22 protein-coding genes and 1 pseudogene are annotated in these 24,563 nt (G+C 61.4%); 17 read left to right on the top strand and 6 right to left on the bottom strand.

Going from position 1 to position 24,563, the window contains the following annotated elements; all coding sequences use genetic code 11:
* The first annotated feature begins 63 nt into the window (after window positions 1-63).
* The gene (locus tag AO268_RS20570; RefSeq protein ID WP_076963680.1) at window positions 64-819 is read left to right on the top strand and encodes a TetR/AcrR family transcriptional regulator; all 756 of its coding nucleotides are present in this window, start codon (window positions 64-66) and stop codon (window positions 817-819) included.
* 152 nt (window positions 820-971) lie between these two features.
* Here the strand turns inward: AO268_RS20570 and AO268_RS20575 are convergent, their stop codons facing one another.
* Together AO268_RS20575 and AO268_RS20580 are read right to left on the bottom strand one after the other, a co-directional pair.
* The gene (locus AO268_RS20575) at window positions 972-2,036 is read right to left on the bottom strand and encodes an FUSC family protein (RefSeq protein WP_099169666.1); all 1,065 of its coding nucleotides are present in this window, start codon (window positions 2,034-2,036) and stop codon (window positions 972-974) included.
* Window positions 2,037-2,193: 157 nt separating this feature from the next.
* Window positions 2,194-3,819, bottom strand: coding sequence for an NADP-dependent glyceraldehyde-3-phosphate dehydrogenase (locus AO268_RS20580; RefSeq protein ID WP_099169667.1), 1,626 nt, complete (start codon window positions 3,817-3,819; stop codon window positions 2,194-2,196).
* Between the two features lie 140 nt (window positions 3,820-3,959).
* Between AO268_RS20580 and AO268_RS20585 the strand changes: the two genes are divergently transcribed.
* Complete coding sequence (locus AO268_RS20585) at window positions 3,960-4,826, top strand: Dyp-type peroxidase (RefSeq protein ID WP_076963310.1); 867 nt, start codon at window positions 3,960-3,962, stop codon at window positions 4,824-4,826.
* Between the two features lie 37 nt (window positions 4,827-4,863).
* Here AO268_RS20585 and AO268_RS20590 read toward each other — a convergent pair whose 3' ends face one another.
* Together AO268_RS20590 and AO268_RS20595 are read right to left on the bottom strand one after the other, a co-directional pair.
* Window positions 4,864-5,385: a DUF3087 domain-containing protein gene (locus AO268_RS20590; protein ID WP_076963309.1), complete on the bottom strand. Its 522-nt coding sequence runs from the start codon at window positions 5,383-5,385 to the stop codon at window positions 4,864-4,866.
* A 99-nt stretch (window positions 5,386-5,484) separates the two neighbouring features.
* Window positions 5,485-5,727, bottom strand: coding sequence for a DUF6555 family protein (locus tag AO268_RS20595; protein WP_076963308.1), 243 nt, complete (start codon window positions 5,725-5,727; stop codon window positions 5,485-5,487).
* A gap of 160 nt (window positions 5,728-5,887) precedes the next feature.
* On the opposite strand from AO268_RS20595, the gene AO268_RS20600 reads away from it, so the two are divergent.
* From AO268_RS20600 to AO268_RS20620, 5 genes are all read left to right on the top strand, one after another.
* Window positions 5,888-6,721, top strand: coding sequence for an arylamine N-acetyltransferase family protein (locus tag AO268_RS20600; RefSeq protein ID WP_099169668.1), 834 nt, complete (start codon window positions 5,888-5,890; stop codon window positions 6,719-6,721).
* 149 nt (window positions 6,722-6,870) lie between these two features.
* Entirely contained in the window at window positions 6,871-7,623 is a 753-nt protein-coding gene (locus AO268_RS20605; protein ID WP_099169669.1) for an outer membrane beta-barrel protein, read from the top strand.
* A gap of 154 nt (window positions 7,624-7,777) precedes the next feature.
* Window positions 7,778-8,146: a c-type cytochrome gene (locus tag AO268_RS20610; RefSeq protein WP_099169670.1), complete on the top strand. Its 369-nt coding sequence runs from the start codon at window positions 7,778-7,780 to the stop codon at window positions 8,144-8,146.
* Between the two features lie 17 nt (window positions 8,147-8,163).
* A complete protein-coding gene (locus tag AO268_RS20615) occupies window positions 8,164-9,552 on the top strand; it encodes a D-arabinono-1,4-lactone oxidase (protein WP_099169671.1) in 1,389 nt (462 codons plus the stop codon).
* Window positions 9,553-9,620: 68 nt separating this feature from the next.
* Window positions 9,621-10,832 carry a DSD1 family PLP-dependent enzyme gene (locus tag AO268_RS20620; RefSeq protein ID WP_176561404.1) on the top strand — a complete coding sequence of 404 codons (1,212 nt, stop codon included), beginning with the start codon at window positions 9,621-9,623 and terminating at the stop codon, window positions 10,830-10,832.
* 12 nt (window positions 10,833-10,844) lie between these two features.
* On the opposite strand, the pseudogene AO268_RS20625 reads toward AO268_RS20620, so the two are convergent.
* Window positions 10,845-11,108: pseudogene (locus AO268_RS20625) on the bottom strand (transporter); the annotation flags it as partial.
* A gap of 245 nt (window positions 11,109-11,353) precedes the next feature.
* Here AO268_RS20625 and AO268_RS20630 point away from each other — a divergent pair.
* Window positions 11,354-12,391: an AraC family transcriptional regulator gene (locus AO268_RS20630; RefSeq protein ID WP_099169673.1), complete on the top strand. Its 1,038-nt coding sequence runs from the start codon at window positions 11,354-11,356 to the stop codon at window positions 12,389-12,391.
* Between the two features lie 63 nt (window positions 12,392-12,454).
* On the opposite strand, the gene AO268_RS20635 is transcribed toward AO268_RS20630, so the two are convergent.
* Window positions 12,455-12,970: an Hcp family type VI secretion system effector gene (locus tag AO268_RS20635; protein ID WP_099169674.1), complete on the bottom strand. Its 516-nt coding sequence runs from the start codon at window positions 12,968-12,970 to the stop codon at window positions 12,455-12,457.
* A 548-nt stretch (window positions 12,971-13,518) separates the two neighbouring features.
* Here AO268_RS20635 and tssA point away from each other — a divergent pair.
* From tssA to AO268_RS20680, 9 genes are read left to right on the top strand one after another with little or no spacing between them, the layout of a single operon-like run.
* Window positions 13,519-15,072 (top strand): type VI secretion system protein TssA, encoded by a 1,554-nt coding sequence (tssA, locus tag AO268_RS20640; protein WP_099169675.1) that lies wholly within the window; start codon window positions 13,519-13,521, stop codon window positions 15,070-15,072.
* Between the two features lie 30 nt (window positions 15,073-15,102).
* Entirely contained in the window at window positions 15,103-15,600 is a 498-nt protein-coding gene (tssB, locus tag AO268_RS20645) for a type VI secretion system contractile sheath small subunit (RefSeq protein WP_099169676.1), read from the top strand.
* 27 nt (window positions 15,601-15,627) lie between these two features.
* On the top strand, window positions 15,628-17,103 hold the full coding sequence (gene tssC / locus AO268_RS20650; protein WP_076963298.1) for a type VI secretion system contractile sheath large subunit: 1,476 nt from the start codon (window positions 15,628-15,630) through the stop codon (window positions 17,101-17,103).
* 15 nt (window positions 17,104-17,118) lie between these two features.
* Window positions 17,119-17,538 carry a type VI secretion system baseplate subunit TssE gene (gene tssE, locus AO268_RS20655; RefSeq protein ID WP_099169677.1) on the top strand — a complete coding sequence of 140 codons (420 nt, stop codon included), beginning with the start codon at window positions 17,119-17,121 and terminating at the stop codon, window positions 17,536-17,538.
* On the top strand, window positions 17,528-19,297 hold the full coding sequence (gene tssF / locus AO268_RS20660; protein ID WP_099169678.1) for a type VI secretion system baseplate subunit TssF: 1,770 nt from the start codon (window positions 17,528-17,530) through the stop codon (window positions 19,295-19,297). Before tssE ends, tssF begins: the two co-directional genes overlap by 11 nt.
* On the top strand, window positions 19,261-20,268 hold the full coding sequence (gene tssG / locus AO268_RS20665) for a type VI secretion system baseplate subunit TssG (protein ID WP_099169679.1): 1,008 nt from the start codon (window positions 19,261-19,263) through the stop codon (window positions 20,266-20,268). The genes tssF and tssG overlap by 37 nt, the downstream gene beginning before the upstream one ends.
* A 12-nt stretch (window positions 20,269-20,280) precedes the next feature.
* Window positions 20,281-22,854: a type VI secretion system ATPase TssH gene (tssH, locus tag AO268_RS20670; protein ID WP_099169680.1), complete on the top strand. Its 2,574-nt coding sequence runs from the start codon at window positions 20,281-20,283 to the stop codon at window positions 22,852-22,854.
* Window positions 22,851-24,377 (top strand): sigma-54 interaction domain-containing protein, encoded by a 1,527-nt coding sequence (locus tag AO268_RS20675; protein WP_099169681.1) that lies wholly within the window; start codon window positions 22,851-22,853, stop codon window positions 24,375-24,377. Before tssH ends, AO268_RS20675 begins: the two co-directional genes overlap by 4 nt.
* A gap of 39 nt (window positions 24,378-24,416) precedes the next feature.
* Window positions 24,417-24,554 (top strand): type VI secretion protein TagU, encoded by a 138-nt coding sequence (locus AO268_RS20680; protein WP_076963320.1) that lies wholly within the window; start codon window positions 24,417-24,419, stop codon window positions 24,552-24,554.
* Window positions 24,555-24,563: the final 9 nt, after the last annotated feature.

Below are 24,563 nucleotides of genomic sequence, written 5' to 3' on the forward strand. Positions count from 1 at the left end.
GCACTCGCCCCGGTATAAAAAATCAAATTTATTTTTAAAACATATTTCCCCCGTGGAACTTATATGGTCGCGAAGAAACTCAGCGCTCCAAATGTAACCAAGACTCGACTGCTGGATGCGACAGAGGCTCTTTTTATCAAGTACGGCTACGATGCCGTGTTGTTGCGGCAAATCACCGAGAAGGCCCAGGTCAACCTCGCCGCAGTAAATTATCACTTCGGGGACAAGGACTCCCTGATGAAAACATTACTGATGCAGCGCCTGGAGCCGCTCAACGAGCAGCGCCTGGAATTGCTTGCCCGGTGCGAGGCGGAGTCTGACGGCCCGCTGGATTGCGATACCTTGCTCGGCGTGCTGTTTGCCCCGGCCATGGGCCTGGAGCGCAGTGATCCGGCCAGCGGTGAAGGGCGCTCCTTCATTCGCTTCCTCGGCCGGGTGTACAGCGATACTTCGCCGTTTATCCAGGAATACCTCAAGGTGCACTACCAGCCCGTGTTCCAGCGTTTCTTCGAGGCCTTCGCCCTGGCGTTGCCCGACCTGCCGCGCAATGAGCTGGGGGTGCGCCTGCAATTTGCCCTGAAGGCGATTTCCGGGGTGATGGCCGGCACCGAGTTGCGCCTGCTGATGAACTCCATGAGCCTGGGGCGCCCGGCCACGGACGCGGAAGTCATGGCCAAGCTGATCACGCTGGTCTCGGCGGCCATTCGTGTGCCGCAGCAAAGCCCGGAGGCCGAAACGGCACTGGCGCGGGTACTGGATACCCAGCGCGCGATTCGTGGCCAGCCGGCGTTGCCGGCCACGGGCAAGGTCGCGCGCTGATCAAATGACGCGCAAAAAAAAGCCCGCTGGGGCGGCGGGCTTGATATGCAACGTTTGTAACGGATGAGGCTTCACCCTACGTCTGTGGATGTGAATAAATCGTGAAAAAACTGTAAGAAAAATAGGGTATCCGTGTTTTTGTGTAAAACGCTTCAGATCTTCCACGCCTTGGCGCTGTTCGCCAATCGTGCGTGCATCGCGTCGACGTTTGCCGCCAGTTGCGCGGTCAATAACCGATAGCCGTCCAGCGCACTGTGTACCGGGGCCTCCAGCGGGGCCTGGGGCTCAGGCGCAGCAATACGGGTGCGCTCCAACCGCTGCGTGGCACCCGATTGCAGGGCGCGCGCCATCCCGATCAACTGCACGCGAATCTGCCGATGCTGGGTCTTGAGCGCCAATTGCAAGCGCGCCATGGCTTGTTCATCCCGTGGATCAGGGCGCGTATTGCCAAGGATTTCCAGGGTGCTGATGCACATGCGCAGATGGCGTTGGATCGCGTCCAACTCGGTCATGGAAATCCGCACCTCCTTGGACACCGAAGGCATCAGCGAACGCAGTTGCAACATGGCCGCATTCAAGCGATTGAGCCGCTTGAGATGTTCATCATCGGTGACTGACTGGCCGCTGATGATCCGGCTGTAGATAGCGGCACAGTCACGCAGCGCACTGGCCAGGTTGTAGCGCCAGGAGTACACCGCATACAGCGGCAGGGCGAAAGAAAACGCCAGGGCCAGGGCGATGCCGATCAGAATATCGACGGTACGCCACAGGCCATCGGACAGCGGGTTATCGCCGTGGCCGGCGACGATAAATACCGTGATCCCCGACAGCAGCGCGGTGTACCCACCCTTGCCGATGGCGTGATAGGAAAAGAAGCCGCACACCACTGACATCAACAGGTAGGTCAGCAAGGGTTGGCCGAGGTAAGCCTGTTGCGCCACCAGCAACAGGCCGACACTGGCCCCGATCAGCGTACCGTAGGCCCGCTCCACGGCTTTCTTGCCGATATTGCCGTGGTGCTGCAGGCCACCAATCACCACCAGCATGGTCACCGACGCCCATTCGCCATGGGGTAGGTTGAGACCGGTGGTGAGCAGGATGGTCGCGAGCAGGCCGATGGAAACCCGTATGGCGTGGATCAGTTTGGCATGGCGATAGCGGCGATAGGGGTCGAGCAGTGGCCGCAACAGGCGACGGGCGAAGGGCGGCAGATTCATCGGGATTAAGAAGGCCTCATCTTTAGATGTTATGCGGGTCCAGTGTGGGAGCGGGCTTGCTCGCGATCGCGGAGTGTCAGCCAACAAATCTGGTGCTGATACACCGCGATCGCGAGCAAGCCCGCTCCCACACAGCCCGCTCCTACATGGGAGCAGTTTAGAAAATATAGTCGGTGGTCAGGAAGCTCGACGCCCGGTCCCGAATGATATCGCTGATCAGCGCTTTGTTGCTGTCCTGGAACTTGGTGGCCACCAGGGTGCGGATCGAGAACACCCGCAGGGCGTCATGCACCGACAAGGTGCCCTCGGCCGAGTTCTTGCGGCCATTGAACGGGAAGGTGTCGGGGCCGCGCTGGCATTGGGCGTTGATATTGATCCGGCCCACCTGGTTGGCAAAGGTGTCCACCAGGCGCCCGATTTGCGCCGGGTCGGTGCCGAAGAGGCTCAACTGTTGGCCGAAATCCGACTCCAGGACATAGTCGATCACCGTGTCCAGGTCGCGGTAGGGCACGATGGGGACCACCGGGCCGAACTGTTCCTCGTGATACACGCGCATCTGCGGGCTCACCGGGTACAGCATCGCCGGGTAGAAGAAGGAGCCACGGCTGGCGCCGCCATTGGCATTCACCACCTTGGCCCCCTGTTGTTCGGCATCGGCCACCAGGCCGTTGAGGTAGTCCACCTTGCCCACTTCCGGCAACGGCGTCAGCGCCACACCGTCTTCCCAGGGCATGCCCGGCTTGAGAGTGGCCAGTTTGTGGTTGAATTTCTCGATGAAACGCTCGACCACGGCCTCATGCACAAACAGGATTTTCAACGCGGTGCAGCGCTGGCCGTTGAAGGACAGCGAGCCGGTGAGGGCCTCGTTGACGGCGTTATCCAGGTCGACCTCAGGCAGTACGATGCCGGGGTTTTTCGCATCCAGCCCCAGGGCCGCACGCAGGCGATGGGGGCGCGGGTGCAGCTTTTTCAAATCGCTGGCCGCCTTGTTGGTGCCGATAAACGCAAAGATATCCACCTTGCCGCTGGCCATCAGCGCGCTGACGGTCTCGCGGCCACTGCCATAGATCACGTTGATAACCCCGGCCGGGAAGCTGTCGCGGAAGGCTTCCAGCAGCGGGCGGATCAACAGCACGCCGAGCTTGGCCGGCTTGAACACCACGGTGTTGCCCATGATCAGCGCCGGGATCAGTGTGGTGAAGGTTTCGTTGAGCGGGTAATTGTAGGGGCCCATGCACAGCGCCACGCCCATGGGCACACGACGGATCTGCCCCAGGGTGTCCTGTTCCAGCTCGAAGCGGCTGGAGCGGCGGTCCAGTTCCTTGAGGGCATTGATGGTGTCGGTGATGTAGTCGCAGGTGCGGTCGAATTCTTTCTGCGAGTCCTTGAGGTTCTTGCCGATTTCCCACATCAGCAGTTTCACCACGGCATCGCGCTGTTCGCGCATGCGCCGCAAAAACGCCTCGACATGCTGGATCCGCTCGACCACCCGCATCGTAGGCCACTGGCCCTGGCCCCGATCATAGGCCCGCACCGCGGCATCGAGGGCGAGCAGGGCGGTTTCGGCATCCAGCAGGGGCGTGTTGCCGATTATCACTGGCGTGTCGCCGTCAGCGCCCGCCAACTGGACCGGGCTGCGCACCTGGGCCAAGGGGCCGTTCCAGGTGCGCAACTGGCCATCGACCAGATAGTCGCGCTGTTCGATGGGGGCGGCGAGGCGAAATTGCTCGGGAATGTCGTTGGCGGTGGGAAACAGATTGGCAAGCAGGTGAGTGGTGGTCATGTCGCTACCCCTGGAGTGGTTGCACAGCTTGAGTCAGAGATTCCCCCATCCGAGGGCTCTGTTGCAAGGCTTACACGTATTTCCCTACGCACCGTGGGGCTGTGCCGGGTAAACTACGCGGCTTTCTTGAAGGAGTTCATATGAGTCAGTACCAGCCGGGCATTCTTGCCGCACCGGTGCCGTTGCAGGCACGCCATCTGTTTTTTGCCATCGAATCCATTGACGCCGTGCCGGCAGCGCTGGATGCGCTGGTGCAACTGGTCGACTCGGCAGGGGTGGTGGGCTTGGGTGAACCGCTGGTCAAGGCCCTTGGCGCGCAGGTCGACGGGCTGCGCAGTTTCCCGCCTATCTCGGCGCCTGGTGCCGACAACCCATCCACCCAGCAGGCGTTGTGGTGCTGGCTGCATGGCGCAGACCGTGGTGAATTGCTGCTGCGCAGCCGGGCTTTTGAGAAAGCCCTGGCGCCGGCTTTTCGCCTGGTGCAGATGACCGAAGGTTTCCGCTACAAGAGCGGCTTTGACCTGACCGACTACGAAGACGGCACCGAAAACCCCCGCGACGATGCCGCCGTCCAAGCCGCCGTTGCCGACAGCGGCGCCAGCTTTGCCGCGATCCAGCAATGGCAGCACGACCTGGACGGTTTCGCCGCCTTGCCGGCCCAGGAGCGCGACCACATCATCGGGCGTCGCCATGGCGATAACGAAGAGCTGGAGGACGCCCCCGAGTCTGCCCACGTCAAGCGCACCGCCCAGGAGAGCTTCGCCCCCGAAGCCTTTGTGGTGCGCCGCTCGATGCCCTGGGCCGAAAATGGCCAGGCGGGGTTGATGTTCCTCGCATTCGGCCATTCCTTTGATGCCTTCGAGGCCCAGTTGCGCCGCATGAGTGGCCTGGAAGACGGGATTGTCGATGGCCTGTACCGCATCAGCACGCCGCTGACCGGTGGTTACTACTGGTGCCCGCCGCTCAAGGACGGGCATCTGGACCTGGGCGTGCTCTTCGCCGCCTGAGCCCTTTGCCGGAGCCCGCAAGCGGGCTCCTGTCACCTCAGGTGTCGCTCATGGCCTTCAACCACGCCGGGTCCAGGCGCGTTTGCTCAGTTTCGATTCCCTGCGCCTTCATCTGTGCCTGGTGTTCTTGGATTTCCCTGACCAGTTGCGCCTGTGCGCTGGAATTGGCATCCAACTCGTGCATCTGCGTCAGCCCCAGGTGGTAGAACCGCAGCAGCTTCAGCGCCGCCGGATTGTTGGCCTGTACCCGCTCGGTGACCTTGTGCATGACGTTGGTCACCCGCATCAGGTTGCGCTTGAGCTGCCAGCCATAGACCGCGGGGGCCAGCCAGGCTTGTGACCAGAACGGGCCGCGGACCAGGGCGATGGTCAGGACCACGCCCGCCACCACACCGCCGATATTGAAGCGAAAGTTGTCGCCGCCGGGCTCGCCAAACAGCATCACCGCCAGGCTCGACAGCAGCATGGCCAGGGCGATGAAGATCACCGCGACGATCAGCGTGCTGCGGCGTGTCTGCTGGCGATAGGTTTGCGGATCGACAGGTTTGATCTCGAACATGCGGGATGCAGTCTCCATAAGCCAAGTAGGGGTATTGCGCGGCGCGGCATCTTCTCATGATTTGTGGCGGGGGGTGAGAAGAAACCAGGCCGCCAATGCCTACAAGTGCTTGGGGGCGATCCAGGTAACGTCAGTGATGCCGTATTTCTCCGCCCATGGCCGGGTGGTTTTTTTGGTGCGCTCATGACCAGGACGCCCAATGCGCCCGACGTGGGCCACCCCGGCGTCACAGCTAGCCCAGTGCCATGCCTCTGCGTTATTCATGACCTCCGCCCGCACCACAAAGGACTTGGGTTGGCCATGCAGCCTGTAGTGGATGGTGTAGATCGTTGCCGTGCCCATATTGCCTCCCTGTTTTGTTATGGAATGGATGCGGATTGATTCAGAAAGGTTCAGAAAGTTTGTGCTGCATTCTTGCAATCTATTGCCACAGATCAGTATTGGCAGCGACGACGGTTACAGGTATTAGTGAAGCCTTCGCCCTGCGCCCAAGGATCGCGTCATGCTCAAGGATTCTTCCCGCCTGACCCACAGCCGCCTGTACCTGCAACGCCTGGGTTACGACACGCCGCCAGCACCAACCCTGGAGACCCTGGCGCAGTTGCAGTTGCGTCATGTCTGTACCTTCGCCTTTGAAAACCTCTCGGTCCTGTCACAGTTGCCGGTGCCCCTGGACTTGGCCAGCATCGAGCAGAAAGTCCTGTTCGATGGGCGGGGCGGCTATTGCTACGAACTGAACCAGATGTTCCTGGCGTTGTTGCAAGAGCTGGGCTTTGATGCCCGCGGCATCACCGGCCGCGTGGTGATCGGTGGGCCGCCCGATGCGCATACCTCACGCACCCATCGCCTGGCCCTGGTGACCCTGGCGGGTGTGCGCTACATCAGCGATGTCGCCTTTGGTGGCATGGTGCCAAGCAGCCCATTGCAACTGGATAACCTGGCGCCCCAGGCCACGGCCCATGAACCCTATCGCCTGACCTTGAACGACGCCAGCTACACCCTGTGGGCCCAGGTCGGCGAGGAGTGGCGCGGGCTGTACGTGTTCGACCTGCAGTCGCAGTCGCACTTCGACTATGAAGTCGGCAACTGGTATGTCTCCACGCATCCCGACTCGCCATTTATGAACCACTTGAAAGTGGCGCTGGTCGGGCCTGGGCTGCGGCGTACCCTGAACAACGGCCACTATGCGATTCATTACCTGGGCCGCGACAGCGAGAAGCACAGGATCACGGACGTGGATGAGCTGTTGGCCCTGCTGCGCGAAGCCTTTGCTTTACGTGTCCCCGATTACCCGCCACTGCGTGCGAAACTGGTGCAACTGTTGGCCGACAGCTGATGGACCGGCTCCAGGAGGCTTGATCCAGAGCCTTCACTGAAGCGTTTTACCTCCGTTTGACCGGGCAAATTAAATCGAACCTTTCGCAAAACGGGGGGCTCGAACCGTTTCCTGAATAATTTGCCCACCCAAGAAGGAGATGTAAGACGATGTCCAAGCTATTCGGAAAATTCCTCAAGAATTCCTCGCTCCTGGCCCTGGTTGCCGCACCGGCCATGGTATTCGCTGCACCGTCCACCGATCCGATTTCCACGTTCGGTATCCTGGGCAGCTACAACGACTTCAAGCTCGAAGGCGGCAGTGAAAGCGACAAGGACCAGATGCCGCAAGCGGGCCTGTTCTATAACTTCGGCAACAAGCTGACCGCCGAATCCGGCTTTATCTACCAGGCTGGCGTGGACGCCAAGTTCGGCAAGAAAAGCGACAACAAGCTCAAGGAAGGCCAGGCCGACCTCGACCTGGGTTGGCGCGCCGCGCTGGATGCGCGCAATTTTGTCGATGTACTGGTCGGTGGTGGCTACAACTGGACCCGCTACGAGCCGGAGTCCGGCGACTACGACATGCAACTCACCAGCAAGTCGCCGTTTGCCAAGGCCGCCCTGGGTTACAACCATCAGTTCGACAGCATGACCCTGCGCGTCGAAGCAGGCGCCCGCTACACCCTCGATGGCCGCGCCAAGCTCAAGGTCGACGGCATTGGCAGCGACACCGTGGACCTCAAGGACCGCACCAACCCCTACGCCGAAGTCAGCCTGCTGATGAACCAGAACGGCGACCTGCCGGTGATGGCGGGCCTGTATTACACCCGTACCGAATACAAGCTCGATGCGGACTCCGAAGTGGCCGATAACACCAAGCTCAAGCGCGACGAGTACGGCTTCAAGGTCGGCCTGGCGTTCTAAGCTGCCTGCTGCGGGCGCCGGCGTTCTGTCATGGATCGCCGGTCGTCCAACCCTGTCCGCCCAAGCCCCCCTTTGTGTCCCCCAATACCCTCAACGCCGCGGCCCTGCTGACTTAGTGTGAACCCAGCTGTTCACACCACAAGAGAGGCTGGCTATGTGGTCTATGACCCCCCGCCGCATGGGTTTGCTCCTGGCCTTGCTGGGCCTGCTGGCAGCCTGTGACGACAAACCGCAACATCCCCCGCAGCCTGCCACGGCAAGCCGCGCCATGCCTGCCGACCCGGCACTGGCCCGGGTCTACGACACCAGTTGCAAACTGTGTCACGCCAACCCGGCATCCGGCGCACCGCTGACCGGCGATAGCCAGGCCTGGCGCCCCCGCGTTGCCCAGGGCGTGGACACGCTGCTGGACCATACCCTCAACGGCTACAACGGCATGCCGCCGATGGGCCTGTGCATGCAGTGCTCCGAGGAGCAGTTCCTGGGGCTGATCAGTTTTATGGCCGGTACTCACATCCAATAACAACAATGGAGTAGGTGATGGTGCTTTCACGCAGGCAACTGTTGCAGCGCTCGGCCGCAGCCGGCGCATTCCTGGCAATCAGCAACAACCCGGCGCTGGCCCAGTTGGCCCGGGCGCCGCGCTTGATCCCCTGGCGCAACTGGTCGGGCGCACAACAGTGCCTGCCCCTTGAACGGTTGGCCCCCAGGAACCTGGATGAGTTGGTGCAGGTCATTCGCCAGGCGCCGGGCAAGATCCGCCCGGTGGGGGCGGGCCATTCGTTCAGTGCCTTGGTCCCGACCGATGGCACGCTACTGTCGCTGAGTTTTTTCAATGGTTTGCTCGATCACGACCCCGGCAGCCTGCAAGCCACCTTCGCCGCCGGTACGCCCATGTCCCGCATGGGGCCGGCGCTCAAGGCGATCGGCCAGGCACTGCCGAACATGGCAGACATTGACTACCAGACCCTGGCCGGTGCCATTTCCACCTCGACCCATGGCACCGGGGTCGGCTTTCCCTCGTATTCGGCCGGTGTCACCGGCCTGCAACTGGTGACGGCCCAGGGCGAAGTGCTCGAGTGCGATGCCGGGCGTGAGCGCGAGGTGTTCAACGCTGCCCGGGTGTCGCTGGGCGCGCTCGGCGTGAGCACCCGCGTGCGTCTGCAAAACCGCACGCCTTACCGCCTGCGGGAGCGCCAATGGATTGCCCGCACCGAGGAATTGTTGGAGGACGTGGTGAACACCACCCGGGAGAACCAGCACTGGGAGATGTTGGTGGTGACCCATTCCGACTATGCCTTGTCCATCGCCCTTAACGAAACCACCGATGCCCCGACCCCGCCAATCGACCCGGCAGAGGCGGGCGGCAATGAGTTCGTGTCGATTATCGAAAACCTCGATAAATATGCCAGCGACTTTCCCGAAACGCGCCGCACGCTGCTCAACAGCCTGCGCTATTTCGCCCGTTTCCAGGATCGGGTGGCCGAATCGTTCGAGGTCTACGCCAACGTGCGCAATGTGCGTTTCAACGAGATGGAGTATTCGCTGCCCGCCGAACATGGCCCGGCCTGCCTGCGGGAAATCCTCAAGCTGATCCGCGACCAGGGTTTGCGCACCTGGTTTCCCATCGAGTATCGCTACGTCAAGGCTGACGATATTCCCCTGAGCATGTTTGAAGGCCGCGACAGCTGTTCGATCTCGGTGCACCAGCACTACACCATGGACCATCACAACGTCTTCGCCGCCGTCGAGCCGATCTTCTGGAAATACGCCGGTCGGCCGCACTGGGGCAAACTGCATAGCCTCAATGCCCGCGCCTTGCAGGCCCTGTATCCACGCTGGCAGGAGTTCGCGCGGGTGCGCCAGGCCCTGGACCCCGGCGGCAAATTCCTCAATGCACACCTGTCATCAATCCTGGGAGTTGCCTGATGAACCGCAGACACTTCATGGCCGGCACCCTCGGCGCCGGTGCCTTGCTGGTGGCGGGCGCGGCGCTGTTGCGTCCGGCTGACCGGGGCTCGCCCTACAGCGAGTATTTTCGCCAGTTGAACCAGCAGCTCAAGGCCCATGGGCCGATGCGTCCGGTGTTGCTGATTGATCTGGATCGCCTGGATCACAACATCGACATCGTGATGCAGTCGGTCCAGCGCGGTGGCAAGCACCTACGGCTGGTGGAAAAATCCCTGCCTGCGCCGGGCCTGTTGGCCTACATCGCCAAGCGCGCCGGCACTCAGCGCCTGATGTCGTTTCACCAACCCTTTCTCAACCACGACGCCCGGGTGTTTCCCGACGCCGATATCCTGCTGGGCAAGCCGTTGCCGGTGCGTTCTGCCGAGCTGTTCTATCAAGGCCACCAAGGGCCATTCGACCCCGCCCGACAATTGCAGTGGCTGTTGGATACACCGCAGCGCCTGCAGCAATACCTGGCGCTGGCCCAGGGCCTGGGCACACGGCTGCGGATCAATATCGAACTGGATGTGGGCCTGCATCGCGGCGGTAGCAGCGATAACGCGGGGTTGGGGCAAATGCTCGGGCTGATCAGCGCACATCCGCAGCACCTGGAGTTTGCGGGCTTCATGGGCTATGACCCGTTTGTCGGCATGGGCGTGCCGGGCATCCTTGGCTCGCCCCAGGCGTTGTTCGACAAGGTCATGCAGCGTTACAACGGCTTTGTTGACTTCACCCGCCAGCAATTTGCGCCACTGTGGCGTGATGGCCTGACGCTCAATACCGCTGGCAGTCCCAGCTATCGGATGCATGAGCAGGAGCGGTTGAGTAGCGAGGTCTCGGTGGGCACGGCCATGCTCAAGCCTACGCACTATGATTTGCCATCCCTTCGTGAGCATGTGCCGGCGGCCTATATCGCCACGCCGGTGCTCAAAAGCACCGGCGTGGTCAATATCCCGGCGCTGGATGACAAGTCCCGGTTGCTGTCCTGGTGGGATCGCAACCAGCGCGCCACGTTCTTTATTTATGGCGGTCATTGGCTGGCCGATTTCGAGTCGCCCTCGGGGCTGCAAAGTAATGGCTTGTATGGTCGCAGCTCCAATCAGGAGATGGTCAATGGCTCGCCGGGGGTTGGCCTGGACGTTGATGACCAGGTGTTCTTGCGCCCGAGCCAGACGGAGTCGGTGCTTCTGCAGTTTGGCGATTTGCTGGCGGTGCGCGGCGCCAGCATTGTCGAGCGCTGGCCGGTCTACACCGGCTGAAATAACGCCCCCCTACAACGCAAACGGAATCGTCAGCTTGGCCCACACCATATCGCCTTGCGGCCGGTTCTCTACCTCAAACTCCTTGGCCCAGCGGATCTCTGCACTGGCGTACTTAAGAAAGGTGAAATACACCGCCGGACCAATCGCCAACACCTGGCCCCGCACACCGTCATCGACGTCTTCGCCATAAATATTGGTGACGGTGCGCCCGTATTGCCTATCGTCAGTCGTCTGCTTGAGGTAGTAGCCATTGATGCCCAGGCTTAAGTGGTCGGGGGGCAAGCGCACGGGTCGGATTCATGTCTGGGCTCATTATTATTGTTGGAGGGTCAGCCCTCATCAGGGCCTTGCCCATAGAAATAAGCCCTTGGCGCCCCAGAGGGCAGGGTATTGGCGGCCACAGAGGGGGGCTTTGCCGGACACTGTTCGTTCAGAGTGCGGCGAGCCTTGCAAGCACCTATGATTGTCAGGATGTTTCTAAAACAATAACCGGGCATACAGTCGGGAATCGCAGATCCATGCACGGCAAAACCGTTGATCCACACTATGAGCTGGCGCGGGTGTCGCCTTTTCTCCTGCAAACCCTGGGGCAGGTTGCGACGCAAAAAGGTGCGAATGCCGGGCATTTGTGCCGTGGCCTGGGGTTTACCCTGGCGGACCTGGACGACCCGGCGCTGCGTATCTCCTATCGCCAGGCCGTGGCGATGATCCAGCGTGCGCTCAAGGCCTTGCCGGACCAGGGGCTGGGCCTGTGTGTCGGCAATCAGAATGTGCTGGGCACCCTGGGCCTGCTGGGGCATGTCATCTCGTTGTGCAAGACCCTGCGCGATGCGTTTGCCGTGGGCGAGCGGCACCAACATACCTCCGGCGGCATCGCCACCTCACGCACCCATGAAGGCGCGCAGGAGGTCATGGTCGATATCGAATGCCTGTTGCCCTATGCCGAAGTCCAGGTGTTTGCCGCCGAGGAGTTCTTTGCCAGCCTCATGGTCTACGGGCGGACCCTGGTGGGCAGCGAATTCAAGCCATTGCGCATGGAATTCATGCACGCACCGCCGGTGTATGCCGCCGAGTACCCGCGCTTGTTCGGTGACGATGTGCGCTTTGGCTGCCTGCACAATCGCATGGTCCTGGAGGCCCGCTGGCTGGACGTGCAGTTGCCAAATCATCATGCCCTGGCCTTGCGCCAGGCCCTTGGTCTGCTGGAACTGGAAAGTGCCCAGCTGCACCGGAAAATGGACCTGATCCAGGCCGTGGAGCGGGCTATTTCCCGTGATTTACAGGGCAGTCAACTGGAAAAGGTCGCCAGTGACCTGAACATGAGCGGGCGCACCCTGCGCCGGCGCCTGACCGATCATGGGCTGACCTTTGAAGCGTTGCTGGAACAGGTACGTCGCGCCCGGACCATGGGGTTGCTGGGCAACCCTGGCCTGTCCATCGAGCGTATTACCCAAGAGGTGGGCTACAGTGATGTACGCAGCTTTCGCCGGGCGTTCAAGCGCTGGACGGGGCTCAGCCCCAGTGCGTTTCGGGGAGTGGCCACGGATTGGCATTGAACCCCGCCGGCCGTGGATCAAACGCTATCGCTGGTTGCGATGTCGTTTGATCCACGGCCGGGTTCAGCCGGCTACCGGGCTGCGCCAGTCGTCAGAGCCGGACGTGCCCGAGACCTCATGGGTCCAGACGATTTTACGGTAGGTGAAGTGCACATCCTCCAGGTGGGTGAAGTGTGCATTTGCCGGGTCCTGGCAGTTGGGCATCCGTGACTGGATGTCCACGATGATCGCGTCTTCCAGCTCAATGGTGAAGTAATGCTCCTGGGTCCCGGCGGATGACGTGCGATACCACTCAAGGCGGCACTTGACCATTTCCCCCGATGTCAGCGCGCTGAACAGCAGCGGTGAGGATTTATCGAACACCTTGCTGATCATCAGCGGCTTGTGTACCCGCTGGCCGGTGGGCTGGCCCGACTGTGGATCCCGGGGAATGATGACCTGGTGCTGGAATGCCTCGACCAGGATCTGGTCCTCGTGGCCTTCCTGATAGATATTGCCTACCGAATCCTGGGTGAATGTGCCTGCCGTGATCAGACCCTGCTTGGCGCCGGTGATCGAGAGGTATGCGGGTGTTGGCATGACGGGTTTCCTTGCCTGATAGATAAGTTTGCGCTGTTGGGCGCCATGGCTCACTAACAAAAAGTGTGCCGGATAACCGTCGCCTAATAAAATAAGGGCGTTGTTTAAGCGTGGGCGTGCAATGGCGCCTCGGTTGTATATTTTTTTGCTCTTGAAGTTGAGTTTGTTTGCGCAGTAGTGCGCAATTAATTGCCCGGTGCGTGCGTGTCGCGGTATTGATGGCTCAGTATTTAGTTTAAGTACAGCGTAATTGAAAAGACTGGGCAATTTTTTGCGCACGCCTGAATGAAGCCTCTTGTCCGCGGGTGCGAGCGGCCTTGCGTGTTTCAAGGGTGCCCGTTGAGTACGCTGACTGACAAACAATGAATCAGCATTGTTTTTGTAGGAATCTCCTTAACTAGATCTGGGTGGCTTGCTCAATAAAATATTGCTGGCTATGGTTTGCACTTATCGCTACACGGAAATGGAATTCACTCAGTATAAGCTCGGTGTTTATATAGGTGTTCGCCATACTTTAATTGAGCATAACCAGCACAGTACGGCCCACCATGGTTTATCCAGACAAGCTTTCGGCTTATTACCTGGAACTTGCCCAGTCACCGATCTCGGCTGGCGGTTTTGCAGGGGAGGACATACGTTTTTCGGCGGGGTATGAAGCGCTGGAAAATGAGCTGGACAAGGCCCGGTCGATCCATGGCAACAGCCAGCCGGACTGGCAGGGTGTGAGGGACAAAAGCGAAGCCTTGTTGCGTCACGAGTCCAAGGATCTGCGGGTGGTTGCCTGGTTGACCTGGGCTTTGTATCAACGTGAATCCTTTCCTGGTCTGCTCGCCGGGCTCGGTATGTTGCGTGAACTCTGTGAGCACCACTGGGCGACGGTACACCCCATCAAGCCGCGTACCCGTATTGCGGCTTTTGCTTGGCTGATACAGCGTATTGAACCGGTGCTGGCGCAGAGCTTTGCGCTCAAAGACCAGCGCTCCCTGTTCCAATGTATGGCAGGGCACTTGGCACGCCTTGATGAGCTGTGGGTCGGGCACCTGGGGGACGACGCCCCGTTGCTACTGGCCGTTCGCAGGCAGCTCGAGGACAAGCTGCAACAGGCCCTGGAGAGTGACCCGCCGCCATCAGGCGTGAGCGGTGTGGTCGCCCAGGTCAAGCAGGTGGCAACCCAACTGCTGGCGCCTGAGCCGGTGGTGAACAATGAGAAAGACGTGCACAAGCTCTTGCGCACGCTGCAGGACAACGCTCGCCCCCTGTGCGCCTGGTGGTTGCGCCAGAACACCACTGACCTGCGGGCCTTGCGCTTGAACCGGACACTGACCTGGCTGGGGATCACCGCTCTTCCCGATAGCAACAGCGAACAGATAACGCCGTTGCGAGGGCTGGCGCCCGACAAGCTCAAGCGCTATCAGGAGCGTTTTGCCCAGGGGCATTACGCCGACCTGCTGCTGGAGCTTGAAGCCAGCCTGGCGAGCGCGCCTTTCTGGTTTGACGGCGTGCGCATGGTCTGGGAGTGCCTCCAGGCGCTACAGGCCGAGCTGGCGATGGTCGAGGTTGAGATTCAGTTCGCCTTGTTGTTGCAACGACTGCCCGGGGTTGCCCAGTTGCGTTTCCATGATGGCGCGCCCTTTGCCGATGCTGCCACCCGTGGGTGGATCGACACCCAAGTTAGCCACCACCTGCAAATCCGGGTGCCGGTCAGCACCCGTGCCAGTGCCGGCCCGGCGCCATGGGAGGAGGCCTTGCAGGCGATTGCTCCGCTGCTGCGCAAGGAAGGGTTGAAGGCCGCTGTCCAGGCCTACAAAAACGCCATGCAGGCCGCTCGGGGGGATCGCGCCCGGTTTTACTGGCGCCTTGGCCTGGCTCGGTTGTGTGTCCAGGGGGCCAAGCATGACTTGGCCAGGGTTCAGCTTGAACAGCTCGAACAGGAGCTGCAGCACTGCGGCCTGTATCGCTGGGAGCCTGACCTGACCCTTGAGGTGTTGCAACTGCTGTACGCCTGTTACGACGTATTGCCCCAGGGCCATGGCCTGCGCGAGCGCAAGGATGAGATCCATCGCAAGTTGTGCCAGGTCGATCTTGAAGCGGTACTCGAATAGGTTTCCGTCATCACGCAAAGGAGAAACACCATGGCCAAAGAAGGTTCGGTCGCCCCCAAGGAACGTATCAACATCACGTTCAAGCCGGCCATAGGCGGTGCCCAGGAAGAGGTCGAGCTGCCCCTGAAGCTGCTGGTTTTGGGTGACTTCACCCAGCGCGAAGATACGCGCAAGGTTGAAGACCGCAAGCCCATCAGTATCGACAAGAACACCCTGGACGAGGTGCTGGCCAAGCAGGCCTTGAGCCTGTTGCTGAGTGTGCCCAATCGACTGCAGGAAACGGATGAAGCCGACGAGTTGGCCGTCCAGGTGCGTATCAACGCGATGAAGGACTTCAATCCGGCGCATCTGGTCGAGCAGGTTCCGCAGTTGAAAAAACTGATGGCGCTGCGCGAGGCGCTGGTCGCGCTCAAAGGCCCCCTGGGTAACGCGCCGAGTTTTCGCAAGGCCATAGAAAACGCCCTGGCCGATGAGCAGTCCCGTGCGCGGGTATTGGCCGAACTGGGGCTGAACAGCCCTGCCGCATGATCTTCTCAGTAAAAGGACACTGATCGCATGACCACGAGCCCGACCGCCCACGCAACCCCCCTGGATACCGAATACAGCATTCTTGACGACATCATCGCCCAGACCCGCCTGACGGCCGATGATGAAACCTACGGCATCGCCCGGCGCGGTGTCTCGGCCTTTATCGAGGAATTGATCAAGCCCCAAAACCGAGGCGAGCCCGTCAAGAAGCAACTGGTGGACCGGATGATCGCCGAGATCGATACCAAGCTCAGCCGGCAAATGGATGAAATCCTCCATCATCCTGAATTCCAGGCACTGGAGTCGGCGTGGCGTGGCCTGCAACTGCTGGTGGACCGCACCGACTTCCGGGAAAACATCAAGATCGAGCTGCTCAACGTCTCACGCCAAGACCTGCTGGATGATTTCGAGGACTCGCCGGAGGTCGTCCAGTCCGGGCTCTACAAACATACCTACAGTGCCGAATACGGTCAGTTCGGCGGTCAGCCCGTCGGCGCGATCATTGCCAATTACTTCCTTTCACCCAGCGCGCCCGACGTCAAGCTGATGCAGTACGTGTCCAGCGTCGCCTGCATGGCCCATGCACCGTTCATTGCCGCCGCCGGGCCTGGTTTTTTCGGGTTGGAGAGCTTTACCGGCCTGCCAGACCTGAAGGACCTGAAAGACCACTTTGAAGGGCCGCAATTTGCCAAGTGGCAGAGCTTCCGCCAGAGCGAGGATGCCCGCTACGTTGCCTTGACGGTGCCACGCTTTCTTCTGCGAACGCCCTACGACCCGGTGGATTGCCCGGTCAAGACCTTCTCCTATAGCGAACATGTGGTCAGCAGCCACGAACATTATCTGTGGGGCAACACCGCCTATGCCTTTGCCACGCGCTTGACTGACAGCTTTGCGCGCTTTCGTTGGTGCCCCAACATCATCGGCCCGCAAAGCGGGGGCACGGTGGAAGACCTGCCGCTGCACCATTTCCAGAGCATGGGTGAAATCGAAACCAAGATCCCCACCGAAGTGCTGGTCTCCGATCGGCGCGAATACGAGTTGGCGCAGGAGGGTTTTATCGCCCTGACGATGCGCAAGGGCAGCGACAATGCCGCGTTCTTTTCCGCCAGTTCCGTGCAAAAACCCAAGCGCTTCGGGATCAGCGCCGAGGGCAAGGCGGCCGAGTTGAATTACCGGCTCGGCACACAACTGCCCTACATGATGATCGTCAACCGCCTGGCGCACTACTTGAAGGTCTTGCAACGCGAGCAACTGGGTTCGTGGAAGGAGCGCACCGACCTGGAACTGGAACTCAACAAATGGATTCGCCAGTACGTGGCCGACCAGGAGAACCCCAGCGCCGAGGTGCGGGGGCGGCGTCCGCTACGCTCGGCACGGGTTGTCGTCAGTGATGTCGATGGCGAGCCAGGCTGGTATCGCATCAGCCTCAGCGTCCGCCCTCATTTCAAGTACATGGGGGCGGATTTCACCCTGTTCCTGGTTGGCAAGCTCGATAAAGAATGAGCCGGGGGGCTTGAGATGAGTCACTACAGCGGTTTCCTTGAGCGCCTTGCAGGCACTGCGCCGCTGTTGGCGGGGCGCACGCCACTGGCCTGCGTCGCGGCGTCGGTGGCCACCCACCTGGGCAACATGCTCAGCACCCGGGCGGGTAGCGTGCAGACGCTGCCCGACTATGGCTTGCCGGATCTCAATGACATGCGCCTGAGCCTGCACGAATCCCTCAGCCAGGCCCGTTTTCTGATCGAGCGGTTCATCACGGCCTACGAGCCGCGCTTGAGCCATGTGCGGGTCACGGCGCTGCCACAGGGGCACGATCCGCTGGCCCTGGCCTTTGAGATCCGGGGGGCGTTGCATATCGACGGGGTCGTGCAGGTGGTGGCGTTCAGCGCAAGCCTGGCTGGCAATGGGCGAGTAGAGGTCACCCCAGGTGTCTGTTAATCGCTATTACCAGAGCGAACTCAACGCCTTGCGACACTTGGGGCGGCGCTTCTGTGAGCGTAATCCGGCACTTGCCCCATTCCTCGGGGACAGTGGCCGGGACCCGGATGTCGAGCGGCTGCTTGAGGGCTTTGCGTTCCTGACGGGCCGCTTGCGGCAGAAGCTCGACGACCAGTTGCCGGAGCTCAGCCATTCGCTGATGCACCTGTTGTGGCCCAACTACATGCGACCGTTACCCGCGTTCAGCATGTTGCAGTTCGCGCCGTTGCTGCGTGCCGGGCCCGCGATCACCGTCGAGCGGGATACGCCGGTGGAAAGTGTGGCGATTGACGGTGAGCGTTGCCGCTTTCGCACCTGCTATGCAACGGATGTGCTGCCCCTGCAAATAAGTGCGCTGGATTACTCGGCCCAGGGCGAGGGCGCCTTGCTGAACCTGCGCCTGGAGATGACCGCCGAAGGGCATATGGGCGAACTGGTGCTTGAGCACCTGCGCTTGCATTTTGCCGGGGAGCGCTATGTCAGCCAGATGCTGTACGTGAGTCTGCTGCGCCACCTGCAAGGCATTGACTTGCTGCTGCTCGATGGCGAGTGCAAACCGCTGCTTGCGCGCAACGGGCAAGTGTTGTCATTGCCATTACCGGCATCGGTGGTCCGGCCAGCAGGTTTTTCGGCAGACGAGGCGCTGCTTCCCTATCCGCCGAATGCATTCACTGGGTATCGGCATCTACAGGAATATTTCGCGTTTCCTGACAAGTACCTGTTTGTCGACGTCGGGGGCCTGGATATTCTGCACACCTTGCCGGATGACCTGCTCAAGCAGGCCCGGGGGTGTGAGTTGCGCTTCAAGCTTCGCCAGCGCAATCCCGGGCAGGTGCTCCCCACGGTGGACAACGTAAAGCTGTTTTGCACGCCGGTCGTCAACCTGTTCAAGCACGACGGGGTGCCGATCCGATTGGATGGCAAGCAGGATGAATATCTGCTGCTGGGAACCGACTATGCGCCAGGCCATTGCGGGGTTTTTTCCGTGGATCAGGTCACCGGATGGCGCCCGGGTGGCCTGGGCTACCAGGCGTATGTGCCATTCGAGTCGTTCGAGCACAACCAGCAAACCGCGTGCTACAGCATTCGCCAGCGGCCGTCCCTGCAACACAGCGGCCTGGATACCTACCTGAGCTTCGGCATTCGCCAGTTCGGGGATCAGGAAACCCTGTCCGTCGAGCTGACCTGCACCAACCATGACTTGCCACGCAAATTGCGTATCGGTGACATCAATCAAGCCTGCGAGCAAACACCCGAGTTCCTGTCCTTCAGCAACATCACTGCCGCCACCCCTGGTATCGCGCCCCCGCTGGACAGCGGCTTTTTGTGGAAGCTGATCAGCAATATGTCGCTCAACTACCTGTCCCTGAGCGATATCAATGCGCTGAAAGTGGTGCTCAAAACCTATGACTTGCCGCGCTACCACGATCGCCAGGCCGAAAAAATCAGCCTTCGACGGCTGGACGGGTTGCGTTCGATAAGCCAGCGCCCGATCGACAGGTTGCATGGCGGCTTGCCGATTCGAGGGGTGGCAATCGATCTGACCCTTGACCCCCAGCACTTCCTCGGAGAGGGCGACCTGTTTGTCTTTGCCTCGGTCCTCAATGAGTTTTTTGCGCTGTACGCGAGCCTCAACTCGTACCACGAACTGCGCGTTACCAGCACACAAGGAGAGGTGTACCTATGGCCATCCCGGATGGGCCAGCAGGCCCTGCTTTAACCGAGTTGTCCCGGACCATCCGTGAGTATTCGCTGTTCCAGGCGGTCTTGCAGGTGATTGAGCGTTTGCGTGAGGCCCACCCATCCCTTGGCGATGAGGCGCTGTATGACCTCCTGGAGTTCCAGGCCAATCCGGGGTTGGGGTTTCCCGGCAACGATATTGACCGCGTGACGTTCTTTATCGAGCGTGGGCAATTGCGGGCACGTTTGCGCCTCAATGTATTGGGCCTGGTGGGGGCGAATTCGCCACTGCCGGCATTTTATGCTGAGCACGCCTTGGCCGAGCGGGCGGGGGGGAATCCGGTCGCCGACTTTCTTGACCTGTTCCACCACCGTTTGCATCGGCTGATGCTGCCTCTGTGGCGCAAGTACCGTTACCCGGCACGCTTTCGAGCGGGCGCCAGCGATGCGTTTTCCGCGCAGATGTTCGCCCTGATAGGCCTGGGCGGCCGGGCCATCCGGGGGGCGACGCCATTGGACTGGAAACGCCTGTTGCCCTACCTGGGGTTGCTGGGCATGCGCGCCCATTCGGCGGCGCTTATCGAAACGGTGCTGCGTTACTACTTCAAACACCCATCGTTGCTGATCGAGCAATGCGTCCAGCGCAAGGTGGTGATTGCCCGTGGGCAGCGCAACCAACTGGCACATGCCAGCAGTTTGCTGGGGCGGGACCTGGTCCTTGGGCGGCAGGTCGTCGACCGTGCTGGCAAATTCAGGGTGCATCTCCAGGACCTCGACTGGCAGCGTTTTCATGAGTTTTTACCCGACGGCGCGAACCACTCGCCGCTCTGCGCGCTGATTCGCTTCGCCGTGCGAGACCCTCTGGACTATGACCTGCGCCTGGTCCTGCGCCCCGGGGAGATACGGGCGCTGCACATAGGCCAACGCAATGTGTGCCGGCTGGGCTGGACCAGTTGGATGGGGCAGGCGCGCGCGGACGGTGTGCTCACACTGGCCAGTAAAACTCACTAGGGACAGATGACTATGATGAATGTGGACTTGCAGCAATTGATTCGTGTGCTGGCGACACAAACTCGCCATGACCTGGAGCGCGCCGCAGAACGCTGTGTGGCCCGGGGTGGCTCGCAAGTCCTGGTGGAGGACGTCTTGCTGGCGCTGCTGGAGCACCCACAAGGGTTGCTGGTGCGTGCGCTGCAAGAGGCCGGCATCGAACAGGGCGAACTGCAAGCCACGCTTGTGCCCAGGATGGAGCAGGGCACTTCGCGCAATCCGGTGTTTGCGCCGTTGCTGGTGCAATGGTTGCAACAAGCGCTGGTTGTTGCCCAGCTGGAGTTGGCGCACTCCCAGGTCAGTGAGGCGGCCTTGATCCTCGCCTTGCTGCGTAACCCGTTGCACCACGCTGGTAGTCGTTATCAGGTGCTGCTGGCCCGTCTCGATGCGCAACGCCTGCTTGAGTTCGCCTTGGGCGAGGAGGCCGAGGTTTCCCGGGTGTACGCCTGTGGCAACCCTGAAGCGTTGTTGCCGCGTTTCACCCATGACCTGACCCAGCAGGCCCTGGATGGGCGGGTCGACCCGGTCTTGTGTCGAGACGCCGAGATCCGGCAGTTGATCGATATCCTGGCGCGTCGGCGCAAGAACAATCCGATCATTGTGGGTGAAGCCGGTGTCGGCAAGACCGCGCTGGTCGAGGGTTTGGCCAGGCAGATTGCCCAGGGGCAGGTGCCGCCGGTACTCCAGGATACGCGCCTGCTGATCCTCGACATGGGGCTGCTGCAGGCCGGTGCCAGCATCAAGGGCGAGTTCGAGCGACGGCTCAAGGGCGTTATCGAGGAAGTGAATGCTTCAGCGGTGCCGGTGATCCTGTTCATTGACGAGGCGCACACCCTGATCGGGGCCGGTGGTTCGCCGGGCAGCGGCGACGCGGCAAACCTGCTCAAGCCGGCGCTGGCCCGTGGCGAACTGCGCACCATCGCGGCCACCACCTGGTCGGAGTACAAGAAGTACTTTGAAAAGGATCCGGCACTGGCCCGGCGCTTTCAGCCGGTGCATGTCCAGGAACCCAGTGTCGATGATGCGGTGACGATCCTGCGTGGTCTCACCTCGGTGTATGAAACCAGCCATGGTGTGTACGTGCGTGATGACGCCGTGGTTGCCGCCGCGCAGCTATCGGCACGCTACCTGGCGGGGCGACAGTTGCCCGACAAGGCTGTGGATGTGCTCGACACGGCCTGCGCGCGTGTGCGCATCAGCCTGGTGACCGCTCCGCCGGCGTTACAGGCCGTGGCTACCCAACTGGCGGAAAGTACCCGCCAGCACCAGGCACTTTGCCGCGACCGGGACGCCGGGCTGCCGATTGACCCTGGCGCACTGCAGGTACTGGCCGCGCGCCTGGAAACCGTCGGTGGCGAACATGAACACCTCAAGCAGTGCTGGACACGCCAGCGTGAGATGGCCGAGCGGGTACTGGCCTTGCGCCTACAGTTGAGCCAGGCCCGCCAGTCCGGGCAGGCCATCGAGCTGCTTGAGCAGCAACTGTGCCAAGCCCACGGCAGCCTGCTGGCAGAGCAATCCCAGCAGCGCCTGGTCAATTTTGAAGTATGCCCGCGGCTGGTGGCGCAAGTGATCAGTGCCTGGACTGGCATTCCGCTCAGCCAGGTCGCCTGCGAGCACAGCGTCAAGGTCCTCGACTTCGCCACCGATCTGCGCACGCGCATTCTCGGCCAGGAGCAGGCCGTGCAGATGCTGGACCGCTCGATGCGTGCCGCCGCCGCCGGGGTGAACCGGCCCGATGCGCCCGTGGGCGTCTTTCTGCTGGTCGGCCCCAGTGGCGTTGGTAAGACGCAGACGGCGTTGGCGTTGGCCGACCTGTTGTATGGCGGCGAACGGTTCATGACCACCATCAACATGTCCGAATACCAGGAGAAACATTCACTGTCACGCCTGATAGGGGCTCCGCCCGGCTATGTCGGTTATGGCGAAGGCGGCGTGTTGACCGAAGCGGTCAGGCAAAAACCCTATTCGGTGGTGCTGCTCGATGAGGTCGAGAAGGCGCACCTTGGGGTCATGAACCTGTTCTACCAGATCTTCGACAAAGGCTGGGCCCATGATGGCGAGGGGCGTGAGATCGATTTTCGCAACACGCTGATCCTGATGACCTCCAACCTCGGCAGCGAACACATCATCGACCTGTGTGGCGCTGCGCAGCGCCCCAGCCCGCAAGCCTTGCAAGCAGCACTTGCGCCGCTGCTCAACCAACACTTCAAGCCGGCGCTGCTGGCCCGTATGTGCGTAGTGCCGTACTACCCGATCAACGGTGCGGTGCTGCGGGAGTTGATAGAAAGCAAGCTGCAGCGCCTGGGTCAACGTCTGCTGCAACGGAATCTGGCATTCAGCCATTGCCCGCGATTGGTCGATTACCTGGCAGAGCGCTGTACCCGCAGCGAGAGCGGGGCGCGGTATGTCGATCAGTGGATCGACGCCAACCTATTGCCCCCGATAGTCGATCGCCTGCTGGAGGCAATGGCCAGGGACGAACATGTGCAGCGCGCCCACGGGACGCTGGATGGCGACGGTCACGTCATCTGCGAGTTTGCATGATGAGGGCAGCCCCGTTGTCACCGTCGCCGGACTATACAGAACAACTGGTGCAGTGGCTCTTGCGCCTGGGCCTCGACAGCGATCGGGCAAGTGTGCCTGGCAACCTTGCCCAGGCCGCGGTGCAGTTGAGCCAGTGCACGCTCAGCCAGGTGTACCTGTCAGATGAGGCCGGCCATGGCCTGCTCCTGGCTGCCGAATACCGGCGGGAAGAAGGGCCCTGGGATATCGGTGTGGGCGCAGAGGTGGACCAGCAGGGCCAGCAATTGCTGCAGTTCTCCCTGGAACATCAGCGCCCCCTGAGTATCCGTGGCCTGCAAGACAGCATTTATGACACCGCCTTCATTCCCAGGGGCCTGGCGCCCTGGCAGTCGCTGCTGTGCGTGCCCATCACCCATCGACATCTCCCCGCGAGGGGCGTGCTGCTATGCGTAACTGAACATTCCAGGGATCTGCTGGGGTACGCCACAACACTGGGACCGTTGGGGGCTTTTGCCCTGCGCCAGCGGGTGCTGTTGCAGGACGCCAGCCCGCCATCGCCGGCCCGTCCGGGGCTCGCTCGCGTGCTCCGTCCCGCAGGTCTTGGCCTGATAGGCAACAGCGCGGCGATGGACGAGACCTGCCGCCTGATCGGCAAGGTGCTGGACAGCACCTACACCGTGCTTTTGCGCGGCGAGACCGGTACGGGCAAGGAGGTGGTCGCCCGGGCGATCCATGCCATGGGCCCGCGTCGATCCAGGGCCTTTGTCGTACAGAACTGCGCCGCATTCCCGGAAGGGTTGCTGGAAAGCGAACTGTTTGGCTATCGCAAGGGCGCCTTTACCGGTGCCGACCGGGATCGTCCCGGTCTGTTCGATACCGCCGACGGCGGCACGTTGCTACTCGATGAAATCGGCGATATGCCGATGTCGCTGCAAGCCAAATTGTTGCGGGTCTTGCAGGAGGGCGAAATACGTCCGCTGGGTGCCAGTACCGCCCATAAAGTGAATGTGCGGATCATTGCGGCAACTCACCGTGACCTTGGCGCAATGGTCGCCCAGGGGAGTTTCCGTGAGGACCTCTACTATCGATTGGCCCAGTTCCCGATCGAACTGCCGGCCCTGCGCCAACGCGAGGGCGATGTACGGGCGCTGGCTCGGCATTTCGCAGGCAAGGCCTGCGCCGCCCAGGGGCGAGCGCCGGTGTCCTGGTCGAACCAGGCCCTGGATCAGCTGTCCAGCCACAGCTTTCCCGGCAACGTGCGCGAGCTCAAATGCCTGGTGGAACGTGCCGTGTTGTTGTGCGACGACGGGGTGATCCTGCCGCAACACCTCTTGCTACCACTGGCGTCACCCGCACAGGCCACCGACGCAACGCTGCGCCAGCGCCTGGAGCGTGTCGAGCGGGGCTTGCTGATTGATTGCCTGCACAAGAACCGTGGCAATCGCACCCGTGCTGCCCGTGAGCTGGGGGTCGCCCGGCGCACCCTGTTGTATCGCCTGGCACGGCTGAATATCCCCTGCGGTGACGTCAAGGGCGAGTGCTGAATGTTCCGCGCGCGAATTTATTTCAATGGGAGAGGCGTGATGAGTGTTTTTCGATGGCCGGCAGTGGGGATGGTTCTACTGATGTGGGCGCTGAGTGGTTGCGCGGCGAACTACGTGTTTGACGACGATGACTATCGGCCGCTGGGTGACCCGCGGTCCAACCAGCGCGGGCAATAAGCCAGGAGT

Source organism: Pseudomonas sp. ICMP 8385 (genome assembly GCF_002699915.1).
In the GTDB taxonomy this organism is placed as follows: Bacteria; Pseudomonadota; Gammaproteobacteria; order Pseudomonadales; family Pseudomonadaceae; genus Aquipseudomonas; species Aquipseudomonas gessardii.

Coding starts and splice junctions, on each gene's coding strand:
- AO268_RS20570 (WP_076963680.1), top strand. CDS start 64: ATGGTCGCGAAGAAACTCAGCGCTCCAAATGTAACCAAGACTCGACTG.
- AO268_RS20575 (WP_099169666.1), bottom strand. CDS start 2,036: ATGAATCTGCCGCCCTTCGCCCGTCGCCTGTTGCGGCCACTGCTCGAC.
- AO268_RS20580 (WP_099169667.1), bottom strand. CDS start 3,819: ATGACCACCACTCACCTGCTTGCCAATCTGTTTCCCACCGCCAACGAC.
- AO268_RS20585 (WP_076963310.1), top strand. CDS start 3,960: ATGAGTCAGTACCAGCCGGGCATTCTTGCCGCACCGGTGCCGTTGCAG.
- AO268_RS20590 (WP_076963309.1), bottom strand. CDS start 5,385: ATGTTCGAGATCAAACCTGTCGATCCGCAAACCTATCGCCAGCAGACA.
- AO268_RS20595 (WP_076963308.1), bottom strand. CDS start 5,727: ATGGGCACGGCAACGATCTACACCATCCACTACAGGCTGCATGGCCAA.
- AO268_RS20600 (WP_099169668.1), top strand. CDS start 5,888: ATGCTCAAGGATTCTTCCCGCCTGACCCACAGCCGCCTGTACCTGCAA.
- AO268_RS20605 (WP_099169669.1), top strand. CDS start 6,871: ATGTCCAAGCTATTCGGAAAATTCCTCAAGAATTCCTCGCTCCTGGCC.
- AO268_RS20610 (WP_099169670.1), top strand. CDS start 7,778: ATGTGGTCTATGACCCCCCGCCGCATGGGTTTGCTCCTGGCCTTGCTG.
- AO268_RS20615 (WP_099169671.1), top strand. CDS start 8,164: ATGGTGCTTTCACGCAGGCAACTGTTGCAGCGCTCGGCCGCAGCCGGC.
- AO268_RS20630 (WP_099169673.1), top strand. CDS start 11,354: ATGCACGGCAAAACCGTTGATCCACACTATGAGCTGGCGCGGGTGTCG.
- AO268_RS20635 (WP_099169674.1), bottom strand. CDS start 12,970: ATGCCAACACCCGCATACCTCTCGATCACCGGCGCCAAGCAGGGTCTG.
- tssA (WP_099169675.1), top strand. CDS start 13,519: ATGGTTTATCCAGACAAGCTTTCGGCTTATTACCTGGAACTTGCCCAG.
- tssB (WP_099169676.1), top strand. CDS start 15,103: ATGGCCAAAGAAGGTTCGGTCGCCCCCAAGGAACGTATCAACATCACG.
- tssC (WP_076963298.1), top strand. CDS start 15,628: ATGACCACGAGCCCGACCGCCCACGCAACCCCCCTGGATACCGAATAC.
- tssE (WP_099169677.1), top strand. CDS start 17,119: ATGAGTCACTACAGCGGTTTCCTTGAGCGCCTTGCAGGCACTGCGCCG.
- tssG (WP_099169679.1), top strand. CDS start 19,261: ATGGCCATCCCGGATGGGCCAGCAGGCCCTGCTTTAACCGAGTTGTCC.
- tssH (WP_099169680.1), top strand. CDS start 20,281: ATGATGAATGTGGACTTGCAGCAATTGATTCGTGTGCTGGCGACACAA.
- AO268_RS20675 (WP_099169681.1), top strand. CDS start 22,851: ATGATGAGGGCAGCCCCGTTGTCACCGTCGCCGGACTATACAGAACAA.
- AO268_RS20680 (WP_076963320.1), top strand. CDS start 24,417: ATGAGTGTTTTTCGATGGCCGGCAGTGGGGATGGTTCTACTGATGTGG.